Below are 23,578 nucleotides of genomic sequence, written 5' to 3'. Positions count from 1 at the left end.
ATGAACGCCCTCCTGCCGCCCGAGCCGGGCATCCGTGTCAGCCTCGCCGAGCTGATCGAGATGCGCCATCGCGTGCGTGAAGTGCAACTGTTTTCCACGCCGAGCCAGCGCAGCCCGCTGATCGGCTTGCACCACTCCAAACTGCGCGGGCGCGGGGTGGACTTCGATCAGGTGCGGGTCTATCAGGCCGGCGATGATGTGCGAAGCATCGACTGGCGCGTCACCGCCCGCACCCAGGAACCCCACACCAAGCTGTTTCATGAAGAGCGCGAGCGGCCGATTTTCATCATGGTCGAGCAAAGTCGCCGGCTGTTTTTCGGCTCGGGGCTGATGTTCAAATCAGTGCTCGCCGCCCAGGCCGCGAGCCTGATCGGCTGGGCCGCACTGGGTCATAACGATCGGGTCGGCGGACTGGTGTTCGGCAACAACGAACACTATGAAATCAAGCCACGACGAAGCAAACAGAGCCTGCTGCAGTTGCTCAACCGTCTGGTGCGGGTCAATCAGTCGCTGCACACGGAAAACGAGCCGGACCGGGACGCCTTCAACATTGCCCTGCGCCGTGCCCGGGAAGTCCTGCGCCCCGGCAGCCTGGTGATCATAATCTGCGACGAACGCACCTTGTCCGATGGCGCCGAGCAACAGCTGAGTCTGTTGTCGCGGCATTGCGATCTGTTGCTGCTGCCGGTGTCCGATCCACTGGATCACGCCCTGCCCGCCGCGGGGCTTCTACGCTTCGCGGAACGCGGTGCGCAACTGGAACTCGATACCCTGAATTTCGAGCTGCGCCAGACCTATCGCGCCCAGGCCGAAGCGCGCATCGCTCGCTGGGAATTACTCGCGCAGAAACTGCGGGTATTGCTGATGCCCCTGAGCACCCAGAGCGAGATGGTTGAACAATTGCGCGAGTACCTGAACCCACAGAAACCGGGGAAAGGCCGATGAGCAGCCTCGAGCAACTGCAACCACTGATCTCCCCGCCACCGATCGAAATCTGGCCTCCGGCACCGGGCTGGTGGCTGTTGCTGCTGTTACTGCCGCTCATCGGTTTCGGTCTGTGGAAGGCAAGGCACTTCTTTGCGAACAAACGCCCGATCGTGCGCACCGAACAACCGCTGGACCCGGTGCGCCTTGCCGCGCTGGCAGAACTCGCGCGGATGCCAAAACCCTACGACGGCGCTCCGGCCGGTGCCTGGTTGCAGCAACTCAACGGTTTGCTCAAACGCCTGTGCCGCAACCACTACCCCTACAGCCAGAGCCATACCCTCAATGGGCGCAAATGGCTGGCATTCCTCGACAATCGTTGCCCGGCCGCCGGCCTGACCCGCTGGATGGTGCTGGTCGAAGGCGCCTACAAACCCGAATGCAAACTCGACGACAAGGCCATCGCCGGCCTGACTCAAGCGGTCGACACCTGGATTCGTAAACATGTTTGAGTTCGCCTGGCCGTGGATCTTTGCCCTGCTGCCGCTGCCCTGGCTGATGCGCATCGTGCTGCCTGTCGCCGACAGTGGCGAACCGGCGCTCAAGGTCAGCTTCCTCGGCGACCTCGAAGGCCTGGTCCGCCGCCGCGCCCGGGCCAACCTGCCGGCCTGGCGCCAACAGGCACCGTTCATGCTGCTGTGGCTGTTGCTACTGATCGCGGCGGCGCGCCCGCAATGGCTTGGCGAACCGCTGCCCATCGCCGCCAGCGGTCGCGATCTGCTGGTAGCGGTCGACGTGTCCGGCTCGATGGATTTCCCCGACATGCAGTGGCAGGACGAAGACGTCAGTCGACTCACGCTGGTTCAGCACTTGCTCGGTGACTTCCTTGAAAGTCGCGATGGCGATCGCGTCGGCCTGATCCTGTTCGGCAGCCAGGCGTATCTGCAAGCACCGCTGACGTTCGACCGGCACACGGTGCGCGTGTGGCTCGACGAAGCGCGGATCGGCATCGCCGGCAAGAACACCGCCATCGGCGACGCCATTGGCCTGGCCCTCAAACGCCTGCGCCAACGCCCGGCACAAAGTCGCGTGCTGATTCTGGTCACTGACGGCGCCAACAACGGTGGCCAAATCGACCCGCTCACGGCTGCGCGGCTGGCAGCCAGCGAAGGCGTGAAAATCTACCCGATCGGTATCGGCGCCGATCCGGAGCAAAGTGGCACGTTGGGTTTCCTTGGGGTCAACCCGAGCCTCGACCTCGATGAACCCTCCTTGATGGCGATCGCCGAAGCCTCCGGCGGCCAGTATTTTCGCGCCCACGATGACAAGGAACTGCAAGCGATCAAGGACACCCTCGACAAACTGGAACCGGTGACCCAGCAACCGACTCAGGCCCGCCCGGCTCAGGCGCTGTACCACTGGCCTTTGGCAATAGCGTTGCTGTTGAGCATGCTGTTGGTGGTTCGCGAGCGCTGGCCTGACAACCCGTTGCAGCGACTGTTTACCAAGGATCTGTTTTTGCAAACGCAACTGCCCGACTGGCGCCAGCGGCTTAAACGCCTGCGTCTGCGGAGGCGCCGATGAGTGCACTCTGGCCGTACTTGTTCCGCCCCTGGTGGTTGCTGTTGTTGCCATTGCTTGGCTGGTTGCTCTGGCAGCTCTGGCATCGGCAGAAACGCGCCGGGCGCTGGCAGATGATTCTGCCACCGGCCTTCCACGCGGCGTTGCTCAGTGGTGGCAACGGTCGCGACAGCAAATTGCCGTGGGTCATCCTTGGATGTGCCTGGGTGCTGACCGTTCTGGCGCTGCTCGGGCCGAGCTGGGAACGTGTCGAGCAAGCAAGCCAGAAACCCGCCGACCCGCTGGTCGTGGTCCTTGAGCTGACCCCGGAAATGCTCGCCACCGACGTGCCACCCAACCGGCTGGAACAGGCCCGGCGCAAGCTGTTCGACTTGCTGGAGAACCGCAGCGACGCCCAGACCGCGATTGTCGTCTACTCCGGCAGCGCTCACACGCTGGTGCCCCTTTCGGATGACCTGTCGACCAGCCGCAATCTATTGGATGCCCTCAAGCCTTCACTGATGCCCCAAGCAGGACATCGCGCCGATCTGGCGGTGACCAAGGCCCTTGCCCTGCTGGAACAGGGCGCCCTCGGTGACGGACGTATCCTGCTGATCGGTTCGACCTTGACCGAACTGGAACGCCATGGGATTGAGCAGGCGCTGGACGGCAAGTCGACACAATTTCTGATGCTCGGTATCGGCACTGCCGAAGGCGCGCCGATCACCCAGGAGGACGGCAGTTTTCTGAAGGACGACCAGGGCGCAATTCTGGTACCACATCTGGACGAACCAGGCCTGAAAGCCTTTGCCAACGACCTGAACGGAAGCTATCGCCACGCGCGCCTGGATGATGCCGACCTGCGCGCCCTCGGCTTGCTCGACGGTCCACGCGCGTTGCGCAACGACGGCCAGACTCTGCGCCTCGATACTTGGGCCGACCAGGGTTACTGGCTGTTGTTGCCGTTGTTGCTGCTGGCGGCGTGCGCCGGCCGTCGGGGCTGGTTGTTCTGTCTGCCACTGCTCTTGCTGCTACCACAGCCGAGTTACGCCTTCGACTTCAACGATTTGTGGCTGCGACCCGACCAACAGGGGCTGATCTTGCTGAAGCAGAAGCGCCCGGCCGAGGCTGCGCAGCATTTCGAAGATCGCCAATGGCAAGGCGTGGCGCTCTACGAGGCAGGCGACTACAGCGGCGCCGCCCAGCGGTTCGCCGAAGGCAGCGACGCCCACGCCCACTACAATCGTGGCAACGCCCTGGCCAAAAGCGGTGAATTGGAAGCGGCGCTGGACGCCTACGAACAGGCGCTGGAACGCCAACCGGATTTGCGCCCGGCCCTGACCAACAAGGCGCTGGTGGAAAGTCTGCTTAAGCAGAAAAACGCTCCACCGCCCGTTGCGCCGGACAAAAACGCTGGTAACGAGACCGAGCCCCCCACGCAAGAACCGCCGCCGGGCGCGGCCACGCAACCGTCGGATGAGGGCGACCCGAAAACCGACGGCCAACAAACCACGACGGACTCCGAGCAACAGAGCAAAACGCCGCCGAAACCCGGCACCAATGAAGTCCCGGGCAGCGAGCTGGGGAATGAAGACAGCACCAGACCACCGATGCGTCCGGCCAGCGACAGCATCGATGGTGAACAGCGCCAGGCGCTGGAGCAATGGCTGCGCAAGATCCCGGATGACCCGGGTGAATTGCTCAGACGCAAATTCTGGTACGAACAGCAACAACATCAGGATCAGGGAAAAACTCGATGACCCGCTTCACCGCTTTCTTGCTCGCACTGCTTCTCTGGACTGTTCAAGCCCAGGCTGCGGGGCTGGTCGCCAGTGTCGATCGCAGTCGCCTGAACAGCGGCGAAACGATTGAACTGACCTTGGAATCCAACGACGTGACGCAGTTCGGCAAGCCTGATCTGACACCGCTGGAGCCGCTGTTCGAAGTGCGCGGCACCCGTCAAGTCAACCAACTGACCACCCTGAACGGCGACAACCGTGCGACCACCCGCTGGATCATCACTCTGCTTCCTCGGCAGAACGGCAGCGTGGTTGTTCCGTCACTGCAATTGGGTGACGTGCAGAGCCAGCCAATCACCGTGCAAGTGGTCGAAACCGAAACCCAGGACAGCCCGACCAAACGGGCCCCGGTGTTCATCGACGCCAGCCTCGATCAAAACAGCGTGTACGTACAAGCCCAGGCGATCCTGACCTTGCGCATCTACCATTCGGTGTCGCTATACGACGACAGCAGCCTGCCCCCTTTGCAAATCCCCGATGTGCGCATCGAGCAACTGGGCGAGGCGCGCACCTACGAGAAAGACATCAATGGTCTGCGCCACGGAGTGATCGAGATGCGCTACGCAATCTACCCGCAACACAGCGGTGAGTTGGTCATTCCGCCGCAGATATTCAATGCCGCACTCGTGGACGTACAGCCCGCGAAGGACTCCGCCGCGCAGGCACCGAAATCCGGCAAATTGATGCGGGTCAGCTCCGCCGAGATTCTGCTGACGGTCAAAGCCAAACCCATCACCTACCCGGCCGACATGCCATGGCTGCCGGCCCGTAGCCTCAGCCTGAGCGAAAGCTGGAACCCGGAGCCGGATCATGCGCAGGTGGGTGACTCTTTGACCCGCAGCCTGACAGTAAAGGCTGAAGGCCTGGACAGTTCGCAATTGCCGCCGCTGCCTGCCACCGACGTCAACGGCTTGCGGCGCTACCCGGATCAACCGGTGCTGGGCAACCAGAACAGCGAGCGCGGGCTGATCGGCAGTCGCGAGGACCGTGAGGCCCTGGTGCCAACACGTAGTGGCGCAATCGAGTTGCCAGCGGTTGAAGTGATCTGGTGGAACACCTTCGAGGACCACCTGGATCACAGCAGCCTGCCGGCCCGAACCCTGCCGGTGGCGAACAATCCGAGCCTGATGGTCGACACCCCGGCCGGCACGCCTCAAGTCTTTTCCGCGGCCGACAACGAAGCCCTCTGGTGGTGGAAACTCAGCACCCTGATCCTGGCCTGCACTACCCTGCTGGGCTTCGGTCTCTGGTGGCGCGCCCGCTGGCAACCGGCAATCCTGCGCGCCGCGCAGACCGGCCCGAGCCCGCGCACCGTGCTCGACGATCTCAAGCGCGCCTGTCAGGCCAACGACTCCCACGCCACCCGCCAGGCCCTCGACGCCTGGGCCCGGCAACAACCGGAAACCCTGGCCGATATGGCGGCGCGTTTTGTGCCGCTGTCCGACGCCCTCGATGGCTTGAACGGCGCGCTCTACAGCGAAACCGGCCAGCATTGGCAAGGTGAAGACTTGTGGCGGGCGATCAAGGCGATCCCGATTGCCGAGCGGGTTCAGGACCCGGTGGGCGACAGTGGGTTGCCACCGCTTTATCCGAAGTAACGGCCCCTAGCTGTTGAGATGGAACTCGGCGTCCAGATGAATGGCCTGTAAAAAAGCGCTGTCGTGGGAGACGACGATCAATGCCCCTTGGTTCTGATTGAGCATCTGCTCCAGCGCAATTTTACTGGGCAAGTCCAAATGGTTGTCCGGTTCGTCCAGCAACAGCAATTGCGGTGGCCGCTGTGCATATAACTGCGCAGCCAGTGCGATTTTCAGACGCTCACCGCCACTCAACTGACAGGTCTTGAGCGTCGCACGATCCGCATCAATGCCCATCTGCGCCAACCGGGTTCGCGCCTCGGCTTCGGGCAACTGCGGATTACTCTCGTAGAGCCATTGCACCGCCGTGCGTTCGGGGTGCTGCAATCCGGCGTGTTGATCCAGCCAGCCAACATGACAACTGCGCACGACCTCGCCTTCGCGCACCGGCAGTTGGCCGGCAATCACCTGCAACAAGGTCGACTTGCCGCTACCGTTAGCGCCTAGGATAGCCATGCGCATAGGCCCCGTCAGCGTCAGATTGACCGGCGTTGCGTAACCGAACGGGAGAATGACGTCGTTGAGCTGCACAATCAGCTTGCCATTGGGCACTACGCTTTCCGGAGACAACATCATGCGTTGTATGTCCGGCGCACACCGCGCACGGGCCTCGGCGATCCGTTGTTGTTGCTGCTCCCGGGCCACCTGTTGATTGAGGCGCAATTTTCCCTGACTGTTTTCACTGCGCTCTTTCTGGGCGTTGGTGATCAGCTTGGTCTGATTGCCGTCGCGGGCCTGACGGTCTCCGCGCGTATTACGCCGTTGCTGACGCTCCATCTGAACGGCCATCTCACGTTGCTCGCGCTTGGCCTGCGCCCGCTCCCCTTGCAATGCCGACTGGAACGACTGCTGTTCTTGCTCGCGTGCCGCCGCATACTGACTGTAGTTGCCGCCATAAACCGCCAGCCCCAAAGGTGAAAGCTCGACAATTTCGTTTACGTGCTCCAGAAGACCCCGGTCGTGGCTGATCAACACCAGGCCGTTGGGCCAGCGATCGATCTGCTGCGATAACTTGTATTGCTGATCAATATCCAGGTGATTACTGGGCTCATCCAGAATGAGCCAGTCGGCTCTGGATAACCACGCCCCCAGCAACGCCACCCGTTGCCGTTCGCCACCACTGAGTGCATCGGTGCGCGCGTCGGCATTCAAATGGCCCAGGCCGATCTGCTGCAGTTCCGCCTCAAGGCGTGTGGCGCAATCCCATTGGTCGACCGCCAGCGAATGGTCGTCATCGTCGACGCTGCCTTGGGCAATGCGATCCAGCGCCGCCAGAATAGGGTCGACCCCGGCCAGCGCGGCAACGCTGGGATAGCGCTCGGGTTCCAGTAACTGCGCCACGGCGTAAACCCGGCCTTCGCGACGGACGATGCCGCTGGTGGGCCGTTGCTCCCCCGTCAGGAGCCGGCCAAGCAAGGACTTGCCACAGCCATTGGCGCCCACGATGCCGGTGGCCCTGGTACTGAAGGTGTGGTTCAAGTGATCAAACAGAACGCGCCCGTCGGGCAGGTTGAACGACACTTGATCCAGTTGAAGTAACCGTTGAGTCATGACGCCTCCTTAAACATTAAAACTCCCTGATGCTGCGCAACAGCGTTCGACTGCCCTCCACCATACTGAAGCTGCACCACCCAATCGACAGGCAATCTTTCAAGGCATTCAGCATCCCCGGTCTTTTGCCAGTAAACTCCCTCCCCTTTAGCCGCCATCATTTCCCACGCGGCCATTACCTTATTTCCTACGGAGTTTGCCTTGCGTCTGTTTCACACCTCCGACTGGCACCTTGGACAAAACCTACATGGCCAGGAACGCGATTTCGAGCACGGCTGTTTCCTTGACTGGCTGTTGCGTCAGCTAAAGCTGGACCAGCCTGATGTGCTGCTGATCGCCGGCGATATCTTCGACACGGTCAACCCGCCGGTCAAAGCCCAGGAACGTCTCTACGATTTCATCGTCAGCGCCCATGAACAACAGCCGAAGCTGACCATCGTGATGATCGCCGGCAACCATGACTCCGGTTCGCGGATCGAACTGCCCGCGCCATTGATGCGGCGTTTGCGCACGCATGCGCTGGGGCGTGTGCTGTGGCTGGATGACGGTCAACTCGACGCCGAGCGCTTGTTGCTGCCATTGCCGGATGCCAAGGGCAAAACCGTCGCCTGGTGCCTGGCGCTGCCGTTCCTGCGCCCCGCCGAAGTGACCGGCGCGCACTTGGGCGACAACTACCTGCGCGGCATCGGTCAGGTTCACGAATGGCTGATCGAAGCGGCTAATGCCAAACGCAAGCGGGGCCAGGCACTGATCGCTATCAGCCACGCGCACATGGCTGGCGGTTCGGTGTCGGAAGACTCCGAGCGCAGCCTGATCATCGGCAATGCCGAAGCGCTGCCCGCCAACCTGTTCGGGCCGAGCATCAGTTACGTCGCCCTCGGTCACTTGCACAAGCCGCAGAAGGTCAATGGTGAAGAGCGTATCCGCTACAGCGGCTCGCCAATTCCGCTGTCGTTCTCCGAGATTAGCTATCAGCACCAGATTCTCGACATCAAACTCGAGGGCGAAACCCTGGTCAGCGTCGAACCCAAACTGATCCCTCGGGCGGTGAATCTGCAACGCATCGGTCCCGCGCCATTGGCGGAAATCCTGCTGCAACTGGCCGACTTGCCGAACATCGACCTGCTGGCCGATATCCAGCGCCAGCCGTGGCTGGAAGTTCGGGTGCGCCTCGATGAGCCGCAACCCGACTTGCGTTTTCAAGTGGAAACCGCCCTGCAAGGCAAAGCCGTGCGCCTGGTGCGGATCGCCGCTGAATACGCCGGCAACGGCAGCCGCGATGGCGTCGATGACGGCACGACCTTGATCGAACTCGACCAGCTCTCACCTCAGGAACTGTTCAGCCGCGCCTGGCAGGACAACTACGGCAGCGAGGTCGACGAGCAAACCCTCAAGGACTTCGCCGAGCTGTTGCAAGACGTGCAGATGGAGAGCGAACAACCATGAAGATCCTCGCGATCCGCCTGAAAAACCTCGCCTCACTGGCCGGGCCTTTTGAAATCGACTTTACCGCTGAGCCGTTGGCCAGCGCCGGTCTGTTCGCGATCACCGGGCCGACGGGCGCCGGTAAAAGCACCTTGCTCGATGCCTTGTGCCTGGCGCTGTTCGGTGCTGTGCCTCGGCTTAGCAATGCTCAGGTGTCTGCCAAAGCGCCAGACGCCGACGGCGAGATCAGCACTGGCGACCCGCGCACGCTGCTGCGTCGCGGCACGGGTGAAGGTTATGCCGAAGTAGATTTCGTTGGCATCGATGGCCGTCGCTACCGCGCTCGCTGGGAAGCTAACCGCGCCCGCGAGAAGGCCGGCGGCAAGCTGCAAGCCAGCCGCCAGAGCTTGCGCGACATCGATCTGGATCAACTGCTGGCCAGTCAGAAAGTTGAATTCAAAATCCATCTCGAATCCGTACTGGGCCTGAACTTTGAGCAATTCACCCGCGCGGTGCTGTTGGCCCAGAGTGAATTCAGTGCGTTCCTCAAGGCTAACGACAACGAACGTAGCGAACTGCTGGAAAAACTCACCGACACCGCGCTCTATACGCGCCTGGGTCGCCGGGCGTTCGACAAAACCAAAGAGGCTCGCGAAACCCACAAGCTGCTGCAGGACCAGGCCACCGGCGTGACGCCGTTGTCGCCAGAAGCTCGGGCAGAACTCGATGGACGCTTCAACGAGGCTCAGCAACAACTCAAGAGCCAGCAAGCGCAACTCAAGCAACTAGAACTGCAACATACCTGGCTCAAGGAATTGCGCCAGTTGCAGGACGAGCAGCAGAGCGCCACCGAGCAACTGCAATCGGCCCAGCAACACTGGGAAAGTCTGGCCGGCGAACGTTTGAAGCTGACTCGCCTGGAGCAACTGGCCCCGCAACGGCACCAGTTCGCCCGCAAGACCGAACTCACCGCCCAGCTCACACCGCTGGCCGCGCAGATTCAGCAACACACCCAACAGCAAACCGAGCTGAACGAGCGCCAGACGCAACTCGAACACAGCCTGAGTGCCGCACAGACCGCACTCGTCGAGGCCCAAAGCCAACACACCTCAAGCGCTCCACTTCTGCGCCAGGCCTTCGAAGAGCAAAGCACCCTCGCCCGTCTGGTCAAGGATGCCGGCCTCAGTGCCGACCTCAAGCAGCAGGCGGAACTGGCCTGCACTCAGGGCCAAAACACGATCCAAGGCTTGCTGAACCAACAGAAACAGGTGGCCGAACGTTTGCAGCGGATTGCCGGGGAGCTTGAGCAAAGCACCCCTCTGGCGCCTTTGAGCGATGCCTGGAGCGCCTACCGTGATCGCCTCCAACAGCTGATGCTGATCGGCAATCGCCTGAACAAGGGCCAGGCCGAACTGGCCGCTCTGGAACAAAGCGCCGCTCGCGCTGCCGAGGACCTTTCCACTCAGCGCCAGAGCCTTGAAGTGCTGTACAAGGAGGCCGGCGCCGAACCGGAGGCGGTGGCCGAACAGATCCAGATTCTCGGGAGTCTGTTGCAGGATAACCGCAAGCAACAGCGGGCCTTTGAAGAGCTGACGCGCCTGTGGGCCAGTCAGCAGGAACTGGACAAGCGCGCGTCCGAACTCCAGCAGCGCCAGCTCACCGCTCAGCAAGAACGAGAACGTCTGACCCAGGACGGTGTGAAAGCCAAGAACGAATTGGTCGTTGCCGAACAGACCCTGACCGTCACCCGCGAGCTGCTGGAACGCCAGCGCCTGGCCCGCAGCGCCAGCGTCGAAGAACTGCGCGAGCAGTTGCAGGACGATCAGCCGTGCCCGGTCTGTGGCAGCCCCGACCATCCTTATCATCAGCCCGAAGCCCTGCTGCAGAGCCTTGGCCGGCATGATGAAAGCGAACAGGCCAACGCCCAAAAAGCCGTCGACCTGCTGAAAGAAAAGCTCACTGACCTGCGTGCTGAAGTGGGCGGTGTGATTGCGCAGCAAAAGGAGTTGCTGCAACAACAAGAACACCTCGCGACCCAGCAGCAGAGCCTGGCACCGAGCCTTGAAGCACATCCGCTGTCTGCGCAGCTGCTCATGCAGGATGCGCTCAAACGCGATGCCTGGCTGACGCAGCAAAGCAGCCAGCTAAACCAGAGCATCACTCAGGACGAACAACGGCAAACCTCCCTGCTCACCCTGCAACAGGACGCCGCGCGCCTTCAACAGCAACTGCGTAGCGCTGAAGCGGCGAGCCAGCAAGCTGCCCAATACCTGGCCAACCAGCAACGTGAGTTGAGCAGTGATCGCCAGCGTCTGGACGAGGAGTTGACGGCGTTCAGCAACCTGCTCCCGGCCGACACGCTGCAAGCGCTGCGCAACGAACCGGCCGCGACCTTCATGAAATTGGACCGGCAGATCAGCCAGCGCCTGGAACAACTAGATCAGCAACGCGATGAACTCGGCGAACAGCAACAACGGCAGCAGACGCTGGAGAAAGAACAGGACCGCCAACTCACTCGCCTCCAGCAGTTGGAAACGACCCGCCAGCAGTTCACCGCCCTCGCCGACCAGCAACAGGCCTGCCAGCAAAAACTCACGCAATTGCTCGGCGAACACACCAGCGCCGAGCAGTGGCAGCAGCAACTGGATCAAGCCGTCGAACAGGCGCGCAATGCTGAGGCGACCGCCAATCAGGAACTGCAAACCGTGCGTACGCGGCTGGTGCAACTGGGCGCCGAACTCAAGGCCCAGCAGGAACGCTCGCAGGCACTGGAAACCGAAGATCGCGAGCTGAGCGGCAAGATTGCCGACTGGCGCGCATTGCATCCGGAACTGGATGACGGTGGTCTGGAAGATCTGCTGAGTGTTGACGACCAGCAGGTCAGCGAACTGCGTCAGCAATTGCAGCAAAGCGAAAAAGCCATCGAACAGACCAAGGTTCTGTTGCAGGAACGCGATCAGCGTCTGCTCAATCATCAAGCACAGCACAACGGCAATCTCGACGCCGAACAACTGGCGACGGCGCTGGCCGAATTGCATAACCTGTTCACCGCCAGCGAACACCGTTGCGCCGAGCTGCGCGCCGAACAGGCCGAGGATCAGCGCCGGCAAAACGCTAATCAGGCCCTCGCGCAGCAGATTGCCGATGCTTACACCGAATACCAGCGCTGGGCACGTTTGAATGCACTGATCGGTTCGGCCACGGGCGACACCTTCCGCAAGATCGCCCAGGCCTACAACCTCGATCTGCTGGTGCACCACGCCAACGTTCAGTTGCGGCAACTGGTGCGGCGCTATCGCCTCAAACGTGGCGGCAGCATGCTCGGGCTGTTGGTGATGGACACCGAGATGGGTGATGAACTGCGTTCGGTGCATTCGTTGTCCGGCGGCGAGACGTTCCTGGTGTCGCTGGCTCTGGCGCTCGGTTTGGCGTCCATGGCATCGAGCACGCTGAAAATCGAGTCGCTGTTCATCGACGAAGGCTTCGGCAGCCTCGATCCGGAGTCCCTGCAACTGGCCATGGATGCTCTCGACGGCTTGCAAGCGCAGGGACGTAAAGTCGCGGTGATTTCACACGTACAGGAAATGCATGAACGGATTCCAGTGCAGATTCAGGTCCGCCGTCAAGGCAACGGCCTGAGTACGCTGGAGGTGAAATGAATACGCTGTATTCCTTCCGCCGCTGCCCCTACGCGATGCGGGCGCGCATGGCCCTGCGCTACTCCGGCGTTGCGGTGAACATTGTCGAGGTCAGCCTGAAGGCCAAACCTGCCGAAATGCTCGCGCTGTCGAGCAAAGGCACGGTGCCGGTGCTGAGCGTCGACGGTCAGGTGATCGATGAAAGCCTGGCGATCATGCACTGGGCCCTGGCGCAGAGCGATCCGCAGGATTGGTTGCTCAAGGATGACCCTGTCGGGCAGCAACTCATCGCCGGGTTGATCGAAGAAAACGATCAGATGTTCAAGGTGCATCTGAATCGCTACAAGTACGCCGAGCGATACCCCGAGCAGCCAATGGCGTTTTATCGCGCCGAGGGCGAGGTGTTTTTGTGCAGGCTTGATCAGTTGCTGGAAGGACGCGACTACTTGCTGGCCGAGCATCCGAGTCTGGCGGATGTGGCACTGATGCCGTTCGTGCGGCAGTTCGCCCATGTGGATCGCGAGTGGTTCGGGCAGACGCCCTATCACCGCTTGCAGGGCTGGTTGCAGCGAATCCTTGAGTCGGATTTGTTTGTCGGCGTAATGCAGAAGGAGCCGCACCGCCCCCTGTAGCAGCTGGCGAAGCCTGCGTTCGGCTGCGCAGCAGACGTGAAACCAGAGCACGCGGTCTTCCAAATAGATCTGAAATAACGGATTTACGACTGCTGCGCAGCCGAACGCAGGCTTCGCCAGCTGCTACAAGGTGAGTCGTCTCAACGACTCAGGCCAACGCTTTACACATCTCTAACGCCGAGCAATCCACGTGGAACGGCCCGAAAAAACTGCCTTGGCGTTCGATCGGCGGATTGCCGGCCAGCAGCCCCAGGGCCTTCGCGGTTTCAATGTTACGAGCAAGGTTGTGATTGGCTTCGATAGTCCGTGCCACCGACCCCGCCGAGCCCTGTCCGATCCCCAACAAGGAGGATCCATTGGTCATGAACGCCAGGAAGGCGATGACCCAAAGTCTGTGCCCTTTCATTCCCCGGCGACTCCTGCGAGTTCAGCGTGATCGACCATCGCGGTTTGCGAACGGTGTTCAAACTGGATGCCGGGATGAGCGACTTGAATCGGCGCATCGAGGGTCTGTTGCGATTGAGGCGAGAGGCTGACAACCAGCACCAGGACTACGTAAAGACCGATAGCCAGGTAGGCGCCGTGTTTGGCAGAAGTGATGATTGCGCTGGCCATGATGTTCTCCGCAGGCGTGTTTCGATGCCCACAGAATCGATCAAAAAAGCGGTGATAACCACTCAGGGTTATCCATAGTGACCATCAGCTTCGTTGATCATTAAGCCAGTCTATTTCAGTCTTCAATAAAACTCATCAAGCGCTCGCGGGCCGCATCCGGCTCGTCTGGAACGGGCTGGGCAGCCGAAAGAATGGGGGTGGAATAGAGAAACAGAAGAACCACGGCCAGACGCATTGCCATGCTGTCGATCCTTATCATGGGAAGGAGTCAAAAAATCAGCGTCAAATTTAAACTTATGGCCATGTGATATCAAGCAATACATTGATAGCAATATGATGCTGTCGTAAACGCGTTATGCAGGAGCGACATCACTCAGGTTTCTCAAAGCTTTTCAGCTCGATCGGCGCAAGTGACTTCGCTCCTGCATAAAAGGTGCAGGGTTCAAATTTCAGGCTTGGGTCTTGTGATCCAGAGCCGCGTAAAAGTTGGCGCTCTGTTGCAGGTATTTCTGGGTGTAGCTTTGGGCGTGGGATTTTTTGTCGCTGATTTCAACGTTGGCGCTGGCTGGCAAAGCAACGGTGGCTGAGATAGCGGAAGCGGCGATTACGGAGAAGAGATTGAAGTTCATGGCGATGTTCCTCGGATTCAGTTGGCTTGCTTGCCCGGTGGGGCCGTGAAGCAAACTTAACCTTCGAGGTTGGCGCCTTGAAATCTTTTGTAGCATTAGCAGATATCAGCGTCATTAATAGAAGGATGCAGGCCCCATCAACCGGGGCCTGCGGCCTATTGACGCACCATGAACTTGAGGTCGCTCGGGGCATCCATCGGCAGTTTTTGCACGGTTTTACCCAGCAGGCCTGTCTTTGAATCGCGCTCGACGACGACAATCTGGTTGCTTTTCTGATTGGCGATCAACAAGAACTTGCCACTCGGGTCGAGGCTGAACTCGCGCGGGTGATCACCTTCTACTGAACGGCGCTGCAGTTCCTTGAGGTGCCCGGTCGCAGGATCGATGGCGAACACCAGCAGCTGATTGGCGGTGCCACGGTTGCTGACGTAGAGGAACTTGCCATCGCGCGACGCGTGAAGCGCAGCGGCTGCCTTGTCCGAAACGGGTTGCCCCGTCGCCAGCTCGACCATTTGCGTTTGCTTGAGTTGGCCGTCCTTGTAATCGAACACCGCAACCTGCGCGCTCATTTCCATGGTCAGCCACGCGTGCTTGCCATCGGCGCTGAACAGCAGATGACGCGGCCCGCTACCGGGTGGCAACTGGACGGACGCCGGTGTAGCGGCGGTCAAGGGCAGTTCCGGGTTGGCCTTTGGGTCGAAGCGGTAGACAAAGATCTTGTCAGCGCCCAAGTCATTGGAGAACACATATTGGCCGTCCGGCGACGAAACCGTGGAATGCACGTGTGCCGACATCTGCCGCTCGGGATTGACCCGGCTCGACGGATGGCTGCTCATCTGCACCACGGGCTTGAGCTTGCCGTCGGCACCTACCGGCAACACCGCCAGGGTGCCACCCGGATCTTCAGCCACTGAATAGTTGCTGACAAACAGGTGACTGGCTTCAACGCTGAGGCCCGAATGCGTCGGCTCGTTGCCCAGGCTTTGCACCTGATTGATCAGGCTCAGCTCATGGGTTTGGGGGTCGATCGCATAACTGCTGACACGCCCCACCGGATCGGTCTGTCCCGGGCCGTTTTCGTTGACCACGAACAGGTGACGCTGATCCTTGGACAGGGTCAGCCAGGATGGGTTTTCGCTCTTGATCACTTGCAGTGGTTTGGCGTCGATCTGCCCGGTGGCGGCGTCGAAGTTCAGGCGATAGATCCCCTGGCTCTGACCCGCTGTGTAGGAACCGACCAGCAACTGATAATCCTCGGCCGACGCAGCCTGAAAGCCCATCGCACCGACGCTGCCGGCGATCAACAGCGGCCAGAGCTTATGCATCCTCATTCGCTTCTTCCTCGTCGTCATCACCGCGGAACGCGGTCATGCACACCAACCGGTGCTCACCGGAAGTGCCGGTGATCAGCCAGCTTTGCAGGTCTGGATCGAAGGTCGCGGCCTCGACCTCGGCCGGGGTGAACTCCCAATGCTTGGACACACGACCGTCCAAGCATTCGATGTGCAGGTTATCGTCTTCATCGAGGGAGAATTCGAAGGCGTGCAGCCCGTCGATTTCCACCATATCGCAGTGTTCGAGGGTGGCGAGCAAGGTGTCGGCTGGGGCGGTCATGGCAGTCAATCTTTGAATGGGAAAGACGCAATGATAGCTCAATGTGGGAGCAGTCCAGTGCCGGTCACTCAACTCAAAGATGACGTCGAACAAATGTGTGTGGGGCTTGCTCGCGAAAGCGGTGTAACAGTCAAAGATCAGTCGACTGACACTCCGCTTTCGCGAGCAAGCCCGCTCCCACAGGGATTGTGCTCGGTCGTTACAGCGCGTCGCGGGACGGTTGGCCATCCACCAACCGCTGAATACGCAGCGGATTGCCATTCTTCAACGCATCCGGCAGCAAGCTGTCAGGGTAGTTCTGGAAGCACACCGGGCGCAGGAAACGGTCGATGGCCAAGGTGTCCACCGACGTGCCGCGCGCATCGGATGTCGCCGGATACGGCCCGCCATGGACCATCGAATCGCAGACTTCCACCCCGGTCGGATAGCCGTTGAGCAGGATCCGTCCGACCTTCTGTTCCAGCAACGGCGTCAGCTCAGCGAACTGCTCGAAGTCCGCCGGTTCGCCAATGATCGTCGCCGTCAGCTGTCCGTGCAGACCGTTCAGGGCTGCGCTGAGCTGCGTCTGATCGGCCACTTCGACAAACACCGTGGTCGGGCCGAACACTTCTTCCTGCAGCACTTCATTGCCATTGATCAACAGGCTGACATCGGCCTTGAACAGTTGCGGTTGCGCCTGATTGCCTTGTTGCGGACTGCCGGCCAGATGCTCGATACCGGGATGAGCGAGGAGTTTTTGCACACCTTTGCCATAGCTGCTCAAGGTCCCGGCATTGAGCATCGTTTGCGCCGGTTGATCGCCGATCAGGCCCGCCACCTGTTGCATGAAGGTGGTGAACTGCGACGAACGAATGCCGATCACCAAACCGGGATTGGTGCAGAACTGACCGCAACCCTGCACCACCGAAGCGGTCAGGTCACGGGCGACCGATTCGGCGCGAACTTGCAGCGCCTGCGGCAATACGATCACCGGGTTGATGCTCGACATCTCGGCGAACACCGGAATGGGCTGCGCACGCGCGGCAGCCATGTCGCACAACGCACGGCCGCCCTTGAGCGAACCGGTAAAGCCAACCGCCTGAATCGCCGGATGCTTGACCAGCGCTTCGCCGACCCCACCGCCGTAGATCATGTTGAACACGCCGGCCGGCATCCCGGTTTTTTCTGCGGCGCGGATGATCGCGTCGGCCACCCGTTCAGCGGTGGCCATATGACCGCTGTGGGCCTTGAACACCACCGGGCAACCGGCGGCCAACGCCGACGCGGTGTCGCCTCCCGCCGTGGAAAACGCCAACGGAAAGTTACTGGCGCCAAACACCGCGACCGGCCCGAGGCCGATGCGGTACTGACGCAAGTCCGGACGCCGCAACGGTTGGCGCTCAGGCAACGCCCGATCGATCCGCGCACCGTAGAAATCACCGCGACGCAGCACTTTGGCAAACAGACGCATCTGGCCGCTGGTGCGACCTCGCTCGCCTTGAATGCGTGCGGCGGGTAGCGCGGTTTCGCGGCAGACCAGCGCAACAAAGTCGTCGCCCAGCGCGTCCAGTTCGTCGGCAATCGCGTCGAAAAATTGCGCTCGGCGTTCGGCGCTCAAACTGCGATACGTCGGGTGAGCCGCGGCGGCAGCCTTGGCGGCGGCGTCGACTTCTTCAAGGGTGGCCTGGTGAAAACTGTAAGGCAGGTTTTCGCCCGTGTAGGCATCAACGCTTTTGACGATGATTTCGCCGGCAGCGCTGCGCTGACCGCCGATGTAGTTGTGACCAAGAATCTGGGTCATGCCTGTCTCCTTAAAGGGTGCCAACGGTGCCGGGCTCGAACGCCGCTTCAACCGGTGCAATCCCGTTGATCAACGGTGCACCGAACTCGGCCTGACTGATCTCGAACACGTCACCCGGCTGGGTGCGAATGCCGTCGGCAAAGGACAGGGTCGCGGTGCCGAAGAAGTGAATGTGCACATCGCCCGGACGCAGGAACTGGCTGTATTTGAAATGGTGGTACTCGAGGTTTTCCAGGCTGTGGCACATGTTGGCCTCGCCGCTGAGAAATTCGTTCTGCCACAGCACTTCACCGTCACGCAGGATGCGGCTGGTGCCTGCCAGATGCTCCGGCAGTTCACCGACCCGAAGTTCCGGGCCATAACTGCAACTGCGCAGTTTGGAATGGGCCAGGTAGAGGTAATTCTTGCGTTCCATTACGTGATCGGAGAACTCGTTACCCACGGCAAAACCGAGTCGATACGGTTTGCTGTCATGGCCGATGACGTAGAGGCCGCTGAGCTCCGGCTCCTCCCCCGCGTCTTCGGCAAACGGTGGCAGCGGGAACGGTTGGCCCGGACGCACGACGATGCTGCCGTCGCCCTTGTAGAACCATTCCGGTTGTACGCCGGCCTTCCCCGCTACCGGCTTGCCGCCTTCCACGCCCCATTTGAAGATGCGCATGGTGTCAGTCATCGCCGCTTCGTCGCCGACTTGCTGATGCATCTTGTCCCGTGCCGACGCGCTGCCCAAATGGGTCAGGCCTGTACCGCTGACCAGCATGTGCGCCGGGTCCGGGTGATCCAGCGGTGGCAGGATACGCAGCTTGGCCAACAGTTCTGCATAGTCATGGCTGATGCCCAGGCCCAGGGTTTTCACCTGCTGCTCAAGATTGACGCCGGCCTCGATCGCCGCCAACGCCAGGTCGCGAACCGTGCGCGCGTCCTGCACCTCGCGCACCAGATCGTCCTCGACCACGCCCACCCGACGCTCGCCATTACTCAATTCGAACTGAACTAAACGCATGATTTTTTCTCCTGTAAACGAAATTCGAAAACACCGCAAAACCAATGTGGGAGCGAGCTTGCTCGCGAAGGCGGTGTGTCAGTCACCATTGATGTTGAATGTAACGACCTCTTCGCGAGCAAGTCGGATCGCCGCACCGCCGCTCCCACATTTGATTGGGGTTAACCTTCAGATTTATGCGCGGGTAGCGCCACGGGCGCTGGCAGCGAACTGGTCGGCCGGCAGTACGTGCTTGCGTTCCAGCAGGCGATAGACCACACCGGTCAAAATCAGCCCGAACACCATCACGCCGGACAAGAAGTACAGACCCGAAGCCAGGTTGCCGGTGTATTCCTTGAGCGCGCCGATCACGAACGGACCGATGTAGCCGCCAAGGTTGCCCACCGAGTTGATCAACGCGATTCCGGCCGCCGCACTGGCCCCGGCAAAGAAGCGGCCCGGCAAGGTCCAGAACACTGCGGTGCAGGAAAACAGCGCGAAGGCCACCAGGCACAACGCCGCCAGTTGCAGCACCGGCACTGTCAGCCAGGCGCTGAGGAACAGGCCGATGGCACCCAACACGTAAAGGACTGCCAGGTGGCCGTAGCGATCATTCAAGCGGTCGGAACTGCGCGGGATGATCAGCAAACCGATGATCCCGAAGATGTACGGCACCGATGACACGAAACCGGTCACCAGATCCGTGCCACCGAACTGTTTGATCAGGGTCGGCAACCACAAACCCAGGCCGTAAATGCTCAGGGTCACCGGGAGATAGAACAACGCCAGCAGCAAGACACGTTTGTCCTTGAGGGCGTGCAACGGGTTGCCGTGGCGGGTCTGGCCGTACTCCTCAAGATCCTTTTTCAGTTCGCCGGTCAGCCAGTCTTTTTCGGCCTGGTCCATCCATTTCACCTGTTTCGGACCGTCCGGCAGCCAACGCAGCACTGGCCAGGTCAACAGGATCGCCGGAGTGCCGATGACGATAAACAGCCACTGCCAGCCATGCAGGCCAAGAACGCCGTCCATGCCGAGCAGACCACCGGACACCGGGCCGGTGATCAACATGGCGATGGGTTGGGAAAGGATGAACAACCCGAGGATCTTGCCGCGATGGCGCACCGGGAACCACTGGGTGATGTAGTAGAGAACGCCTGGAAAGAACCCGGCTTCCGCCGCGCCGAGCAGAAAGCGCATCACATAGAAACTGTGCGGCCCCTGGACGAAGGCCATGCCGATGGTGATGGCGCCCCAGGTGACCATGATCCGCGCGAACCAGCGCCGCGCGCCAAAGCGTTCGAGCATCAGGTTGCTGGGGATTTCCAGCAGGAAATAACCAATGAAAAACAGCCCGGCACCCAGCCCGTAAGCAGCGTCACCGATGCCGAGGTCGGCGCCCATGTGCAATTTGGCGAAGCCTACGGCGGAGCGATCCACATAGGCGATCAGGTACAGCAGGATCAGGAAGGGAATCAGTTTCAGCGTGATGCGACGAATAAGCCGCAGTTCCTGGCTCAAGAGATCGGTCTCCGATTGTTGTTGTTATAGAACCTCGGGGGACGCCTCTCGCGGAAAACCGTCAGGGCAATCCCTCCGTTGAAACGAACTATATAGTAATACTATTTACGCAACAACACTTCCAAATATCCGAATTTGCGCCTATTTTACGTCTCAGTTCGAACAATATAGTCATACAATAAGAGAACCGATCATGTCTGATAAGAAACCCACCCTGCGCTCCGCCCAATGGTTTGGCACTGCCGACAAGAACGGCTTCATGTACCGCAGCTGGATGAAGAATCAGGGCATCGCCGACCACCAGTTCCACGGCAAGCCGATCATCGGCATCTGCAATACCTGGTCGGAACTGACCCCGTGCAACGCGCATTTCCGCCAGATTGCGGAACACGTCAAACGTGGGGTGATCGAGGCTGGGGGCTTTCCCGTGGAATTCCCGGTGTTCTCCAACGGCGAGTCGAACCTGCGTCCGACCGCCATGCTCACTCGCAACCTGGCGAGCATGGACGTCGAAGAAGCGATTCGCGGCAACCCGATTGACGGTGTTGTGCTGCTGACCGGTTGCGACAAAACCACCCCGGCGTTGTTGATGGGCGCGGCCAGTTGCGACGTGCCGGCAATCGTCGTCACCGGCGGGCCAATGCTCAATGGCAAGCACAAGGGCCAGGACATCGGCTCGGGCACCGTGGTCTGGCAGCTCAGTGAACAGGTGAAAGCCGGCACGATCACCATCGACGATTTCCTCGCGGCCGAGGGTGGCATGTCCCGCTCGGCCGGCACGTGCAACACCATGGGCACCGCTTCGACCATGGCCTGCATGGCTGAAGCACTTGGCACCTCCCTGCCCCACAACGCGGCGATTCCGGCGGTGGATGCACGTCGTTATGTGCTGGCGCACATGTCCGGCATGCGCGCGGTGGAGATGGTTCGCGAAGATTTGAAACTGTCGAAAATCCTCACCAAAGAAGCCTTCGAAAATGCCATTCGGGTGAACGCCGCCATTGGTGGTTCGACCAACGCCGTGATCCACTTGAAAGCCATTGCCGGGCGCATCGGTGTCGAGCTGGACCTGGATGACTGGACCCGCATCGGTCGCGGCATGCCGACCATCGTCGACCTGCAACCGTCCGGGCGTTTCCTGATGGAAGAGTTCTACTACGCCGGTGGCCTGCCAGCGGTGCTGCGTCGTCTGGGTGAAGCCAACCTGATTCCGCATCCGAATGCACTGACCGTCAACGGCAAGACTCTCGGCGAGAACACCAAAGACGCACCGATCTACGGCCAGGACGAAGTGATCCGCACCCTCGACAACCCGATCCGCGCCGACGGCGGCATTTGCGTATTGCGCGGCAATCTGGCGCCACTCGGTGCAGTGCTCAAGCCTTCCGCCGCCAGCGCCGAACTGATGCAACACCGCGGGCGTGCGGTGGTGTTCGAGAACTTCGACATGTACAAGGCACGGATCAACGATCCGGAGCTGGACGTGGATGCCAACTCGATTCTGGTGATGAAAAACTGCGGTCCGAAGGGTTACCCGGGTATGGCCGAAGTCGGCAACATGGGCTTGCCGGCCAAGTTGCTGGCTCAGGGCGTGACCGACATGGTGCGTATTTCCGATGCGCGCATGAGCGGCACGGCGTACGGGACTGTCGTTTTGCACGTGGCCCCGGAAGCGGCCGCTGGCGGACCTTTGGCGACGGTAAAGGAAGGTGACTGGATCGAACTTGACTGCGCCAATGGTCGTCTGCATCTGGACATTCCCGACGCCGAACTGGCGGCGCGCATGGCTGATTTGCAGCCACCGCAGCAATTGATCGTGGGTGGTTATCGTCAGCTGTACATCGACCATGTGTTGCAGGCGGATCAGGGTTGCGATTTCGACTTCCTGGTCGGTTGCCGCGGCTCCGAAGTCCCCCGCCACTCCCACTAACACCACCAGTCCCCTGTGGGAGCGGGCTTGCTCGCGAAGGCGGTCGATCATCCAGCATTAATGTTGAATGTGCGGCCCTCTTCGCGAGCAAGTCGGATCGCCGCACCGCCGCTCCCACATTTGATCTATGCCCGCCTCAAGATTGCGCCGCGCCTGTTATCATGCGCAGCACCCCATCGCCCAGGATCGCGCCGTTCCCCATGGATTACCGCAAACCCTCCGACCGCAAAAGCATGCATTCGCGCATCGTCCAGGAACTGGGCATGCAGATCGTTTCCGGACGCTTCAAACCGTGTGACAAACTGCCCGCCGAAGCCTTGCTGTGCGAGGAGTACGCGGTCAGCCGTCCAGTCCTGCGCGAAGCCACCCGGGTTTTGGTCGCCAAGGGTCTGGTGTATTCCCGTCCGCGAGTGGGCACCGTGGTCAAGCAGCGCAAGGAATGGCACATGCTCGATCCCGATGTGCTGCATTGGCTGATGCAAAGCAGCCCGCAAAATGAATTCTTCGATTTGCTGACCAGCGTGCGCAGCATCATCGAACCCGCCGCGGCCGCCCTCGCTGCGCAGTTCGCCACGGACGATGACATCGCCTCCATCGGTGAAGCCTACCAACGTATGGAAGCCGCACCGACCCCCGAAGCGCTCTTGCAACCGGACCTGGATTTCCATAGCCGGATCGCCGATGCGACCCATAACGACTTGCTGGCCAACCTGTGCAACATGCTGTCGGTGGCGATTGCCGAAGCCTTGAAGCATTCCAACCAGCGACCGAATCTGCATGAGCTGGCGTTGCCACGGCACAAGGCGATTCTGACGGCGATCGAGAACCGGGATGCGCTGGGTGCGCGGCATGCCACCCTCGTACAGCTTGACGATGCGCGCAGTGCCTTGAATGCGGTGCTGGGTACCGATCCCTCATAACTACCACAAATCCAATGTGGGAGCGGGCTTGCTCGCGAAGGCGGCGTGTCAGTCAGCACAGGTGTTGAATGGTAGACCGCCTTCGCGAGCAAGCCCGCTCCCACATTGGGTTCAGCGTCAATTTTGAGATCGAGTAGGAGGCGGCTTTACAGCCGCCGTCCTCTCACACCACCGTACGTACGGATCCGTATACGGCGGTTCAAGCTATGCGGCTAAGCCGGTTTATCGTATCCAGTACCGAAACTAACCCAAGCTGACCCCATAGTTTCTTCGGCAGCGCCTGATTCATATGAGATGCGCCTGAGCTCCACCATGGGCCTCGGCCATTGAAGGCTGATTTGCAGGCGCGAGCTTCGCTAAGCCCCAGGCGCATCAAGTTACGTGCCCTCGTTGAGGGCCGCTTCCATTGTCGCCAGACGACGCA

The 23,578-nt window shown here is 60.7% G+C and carries 21 protein-coding genes and 1 pseudogene; 10 read left to right on the top strand and 12 right to left on the bottom strand.

The genetic code is table 11. The features are described 5' to 3' along the window. Genes CUN63_RS26735 through CUN63_RS26715 form a run of 5 tightly spaced genes read left to right on the top strand, consistent with a single transcriptional unit; the run spans position 1 to position 5,881 of the window. A complete protein-coding gene (locus CUN63_RS26735; RefSeq protein ID WP_033054674.1) occupies positions 1-945 on the top strand; it encodes a DUF58 domain-containing protein in 945 nt (314 codons plus the stop codon). Continuing rightward, positions 942-1,436 carry a DUF4381 domain-containing protein gene (locus CUN63_RS26730; RefSeq protein WP_129443836.1) on the top strand — a complete coding sequence of 165 codons (495 nt, stop codon included), beginning with the start codon at positions 942-944 and terminating at the stop codon, positions 1,434-1,436. Before CUN63_RS26735 ends, CUN63_RS26730 begins: the two co-directional genes overlap by 4 nt. Then, positions 1,429-2,508, top strand: a complete 1,080-nt coding sequence (locus CUN63_RS26725) for a VWA domain-containing protein (protein WP_129443834.1) — start codon at positions 1,429-1,431, stop codon at positions 2,506-2,508. The genes CUN63_RS26730 and CUN63_RS26725 overlap by 8 nt, the downstream gene beginning before the upstream one ends. Further along, the gene (locus CUN63_RS26720) at positions 2,505-4,244 is read left to right on the top strand and encodes a tetratricopeptide repeat protein (protein ID WP_129443832.1); all 1,740 of its coding nucleotides are present in this window, start codon (positions 2,505-2,507) and stop codon (positions 4,242-4,244) included. The genes CUN63_RS26725 and CUN63_RS26720 overlap by 4 nt, the downstream gene beginning before the upstream one ends. Continuing rightward, complete coding sequence (locus CUN63_RS26715; protein WP_129443830.1) at positions 4,241-5,881, top strand: BatD family protein; 1,641 nt, start codon at positions 4,241-4,243, stop codon at positions 5,879-5,881. Before CUN63_RS26720 ends, CUN63_RS26715 begins: the two co-directional genes overlap by 4 nt. A 6-nt stretch (positions 5,882-5,887) precedes the next feature. Here the strand turns inward: CUN63_RS26715 and CUN63_RS26710 are convergent, their stop codons facing one another. Together CUN63_RS26710 and CUN63_RS26705 are read right to left on the bottom strand one after the other, a co-directional pair. Beyond that, complete coding sequence (locus CUN63_RS26710; RefSeq protein WP_129443828.1) at positions 5,888-7,471, bottom strand: ATP-binding cassette domain-containing protein; 1,584 nt, start codon at positions 7,469-7,471, stop codon at positions 5,888-5,890. Continuing rightward, positions 7,468-7,647 (bottom strand): hypothetical protein, encoded by a 180-nt coding sequence (locus tag CUN63_RS26705; protein WP_129443826.1) that lies wholly within the window; start codon positions 7,645-7,647, stop codon positions 7,468-7,470. Before CUN63_RS26705 ends, CUN63_RS26710 begins: the two co-directional genes overlap by 4 nt. Before the next feature lie 25 nt (positions 7,648-7,672). On the opposite strand from CUN63_RS26705, the gene CUN63_RS26700 reads away from it, so the two are divergent. Genes CUN63_RS26700 through CUN63_RS26690 form a run of 3 tightly spaced genes read left to right on the top strand, consistent with a single transcriptional unit; the run spans position 7,673 to position 13,166 of the window. Next, positions 7,673-8,917 carry an exonuclease SbcCD subunit D C-terminal domain-containing protein gene (locus CUN63_RS26700; protein ID WP_129443824.1) on the top strand — a complete coding sequence of 415 codons (1,245 nt, stop codon included), beginning with the start codon at positions 7,673-7,675 and terminating at the stop codon, positions 8,915-8,917. Then, positions 8,914-12,555: an SbcC/MukB-like Walker B domain-containing protein gene (locus CUN63_RS26695; protein WP_129443822.1), complete on the top strand. Its 3,642-nt coding sequence runs from the start codon at positions 8,914-8,916 to the stop codon at positions 12,553-12,555. Before CUN63_RS26700 ends, CUN63_RS26695 begins: the two co-directional genes overlap by 4 nt. Next, positions 12,552-13,166 carry a glutathione S-transferase gene (locus CUN63_RS26690; RefSeq protein WP_129443820.1) on the top strand — a complete coding sequence of 205 codons (615 nt, stop codon included), beginning with the start codon at positions 12,552-12,554 and terminating at the stop codon, positions 13,164-13,166. The genes CUN63_RS26695 and CUN63_RS26690 overlap by 4 nt, the downstream gene beginning before the upstream one ends. Positions 13,167-13,314: 148 nt before the next feature. On the opposite strand, the gene CUN63_RS26685 is transcribed toward CUN63_RS26690, so the two are convergent. The 9 genes from CUN63_RS26685 to CUN63_RS26645 form a co-directional block, all read right to left on the bottom strand. After that, positions 13,315-13,572, bottom strand: coding sequence for a hypothetical protein (locus CUN63_RS26685; protein WP_129443818.1), 258 nt, complete (start codon positions 13,570-13,572; stop codon positions 13,315-13,317). Further along, entirely contained in the window at positions 13,569-13,781 is a 213-nt protein-coding gene (locus tag CUN63_RS26680; RefSeq protein WP_129443816.1) for a hypothetical protein, read from the bottom strand. The genes CUN63_RS26685 and CUN63_RS26680 overlap by 4 nt, the downstream gene beginning before the upstream one ends. A gap of 115 nt (positions 13,782-13,896) precedes the next feature. Then, positions 13,897-14,022 carry a hypothetical protein gene (locus CUN63_RS32430; protein ID WP_255141673.1) on the bottom strand — a complete coding sequence of 42 codons (126 nt, stop codon included), beginning with the start codon at positions 14,020-14,022 and terminating at the stop codon, positions 13,897-13,899. A gap of 208 nt (positions 14,023-14,230) precedes the next feature. Further along, positions 14,231-14,410 (bottom strand): hypothetical protein, encoded by a 180-nt coding sequence (locus CUN63_RS26675; protein WP_008030101.1) that lies wholly within the window; start codon positions 14,408-14,410, stop codon positions 14,231-14,233. Between the two features lie 155 nt (positions 14,411-14,565). Further along, a complete protein-coding gene (locus CUN63_RS26670; RefSeq protein WP_129445170.1) occupies positions 14,566-15,735 on the bottom strand; it encodes a lactonase family protein in 1,170 nt (389 codons plus the stop codon). After that, a complete protein-coding gene (locus tag CUN63_RS26665) occupies positions 15,728-16,024 on the bottom strand; it encodes a DUF5629 family protein (protein ID WP_129443814.1) in 297 nt (98 codons plus the stop codon). The genes CUN63_RS26670 and CUN63_RS26665 overlap by 8 nt, the downstream gene beginning before the upstream one ends. 199 nt (positions 16,025-16,223) lie before the next feature. Next, positions 16,224-17,804, bottom strand: a complete 1,581-nt coding sequence (locus tag CUN63_RS26660; RefSeq protein WP_129443812.1) for an aldehyde dehydrogenase (NADP(+)) — start codon at positions 17,802-17,804, stop codon at positions 16,224-16,226. 10 nt (positions 17,805-17,814) lie between these two features. After that, complete coding sequence (gene araD1, locus CUN63_RS26655) at positions 17,815-18,807, bottom strand: AraD1 family protein (protein ID WP_129443810.1); 993 nt, start codon at positions 18,805-18,807, stop codon at positions 17,815-17,817. 174 nt (positions 18,808-18,981) lie between these two features. After that, positions 18,982-20,304: an MFS transporter gene (locus CUN63_RS26645; protein WP_129443806.1), complete on the bottom strand. Its 1,323-nt coding sequence runs from the start codon at positions 20,302-20,304 to the stop codon at positions 18,982-18,984. Positions 20,305-20,497: 193 nt separating this feature from the next. Here CUN63_RS26645 and CUN63_RS26640 point away from each other — a divergent pair, with 193 nt between their 5' ends. Together CUN63_RS26640 and CUN63_RS26635 are read left to right on the top strand one after the other, a co-directional pair. Continuing rightward, positions 20,498-22,234, top strand: coding sequence for an IlvD/Edd family dehydratase (locus tag CUN63_RS26640; RefSeq protein WP_046053636.1), 1,737 nt, complete (start codon positions 20,498-20,500; stop codon positions 22,232-22,234). 200 nt (positions 22,235-22,434) lie between these two features. Continuing rightward, entirely contained in the window at positions 22,435-23,154 is a 720-nt protein-coding gene (locus CUN63_RS26635; RefSeq protein WP_046053637.1) for a FadR/GntR family transcriptional regulator, read from the top strand. 199 nt (positions 23,155-23,353) lie between these two features. Here CUN63_RS26635 and CUN63_RS32425 read toward each other — a convergent pair. Beyond that, positions 23,354-23,578, bottom strand: a pseudogene (locus tag CUN63_RS32425) (group II intron reverse transcriptase/maturase); the annotation flags it as partial.

It is taken from the genome of Pseudomonas sp. ACM7 (assembly GCF_004136015.1).
In the GTDB taxonomy this organism is placed as follows: Bacteria; Pseudomonadota; Gammaproteobacteria; order Pseudomonadales; family Pseudomonadaceae; genus Aquipseudomonas; species Aquipseudomonas frigoris.
Note: the sequence above shows the minus strand (reverse complement) of the source record. Positions and strands in the feature narration are given on the sequence as shown.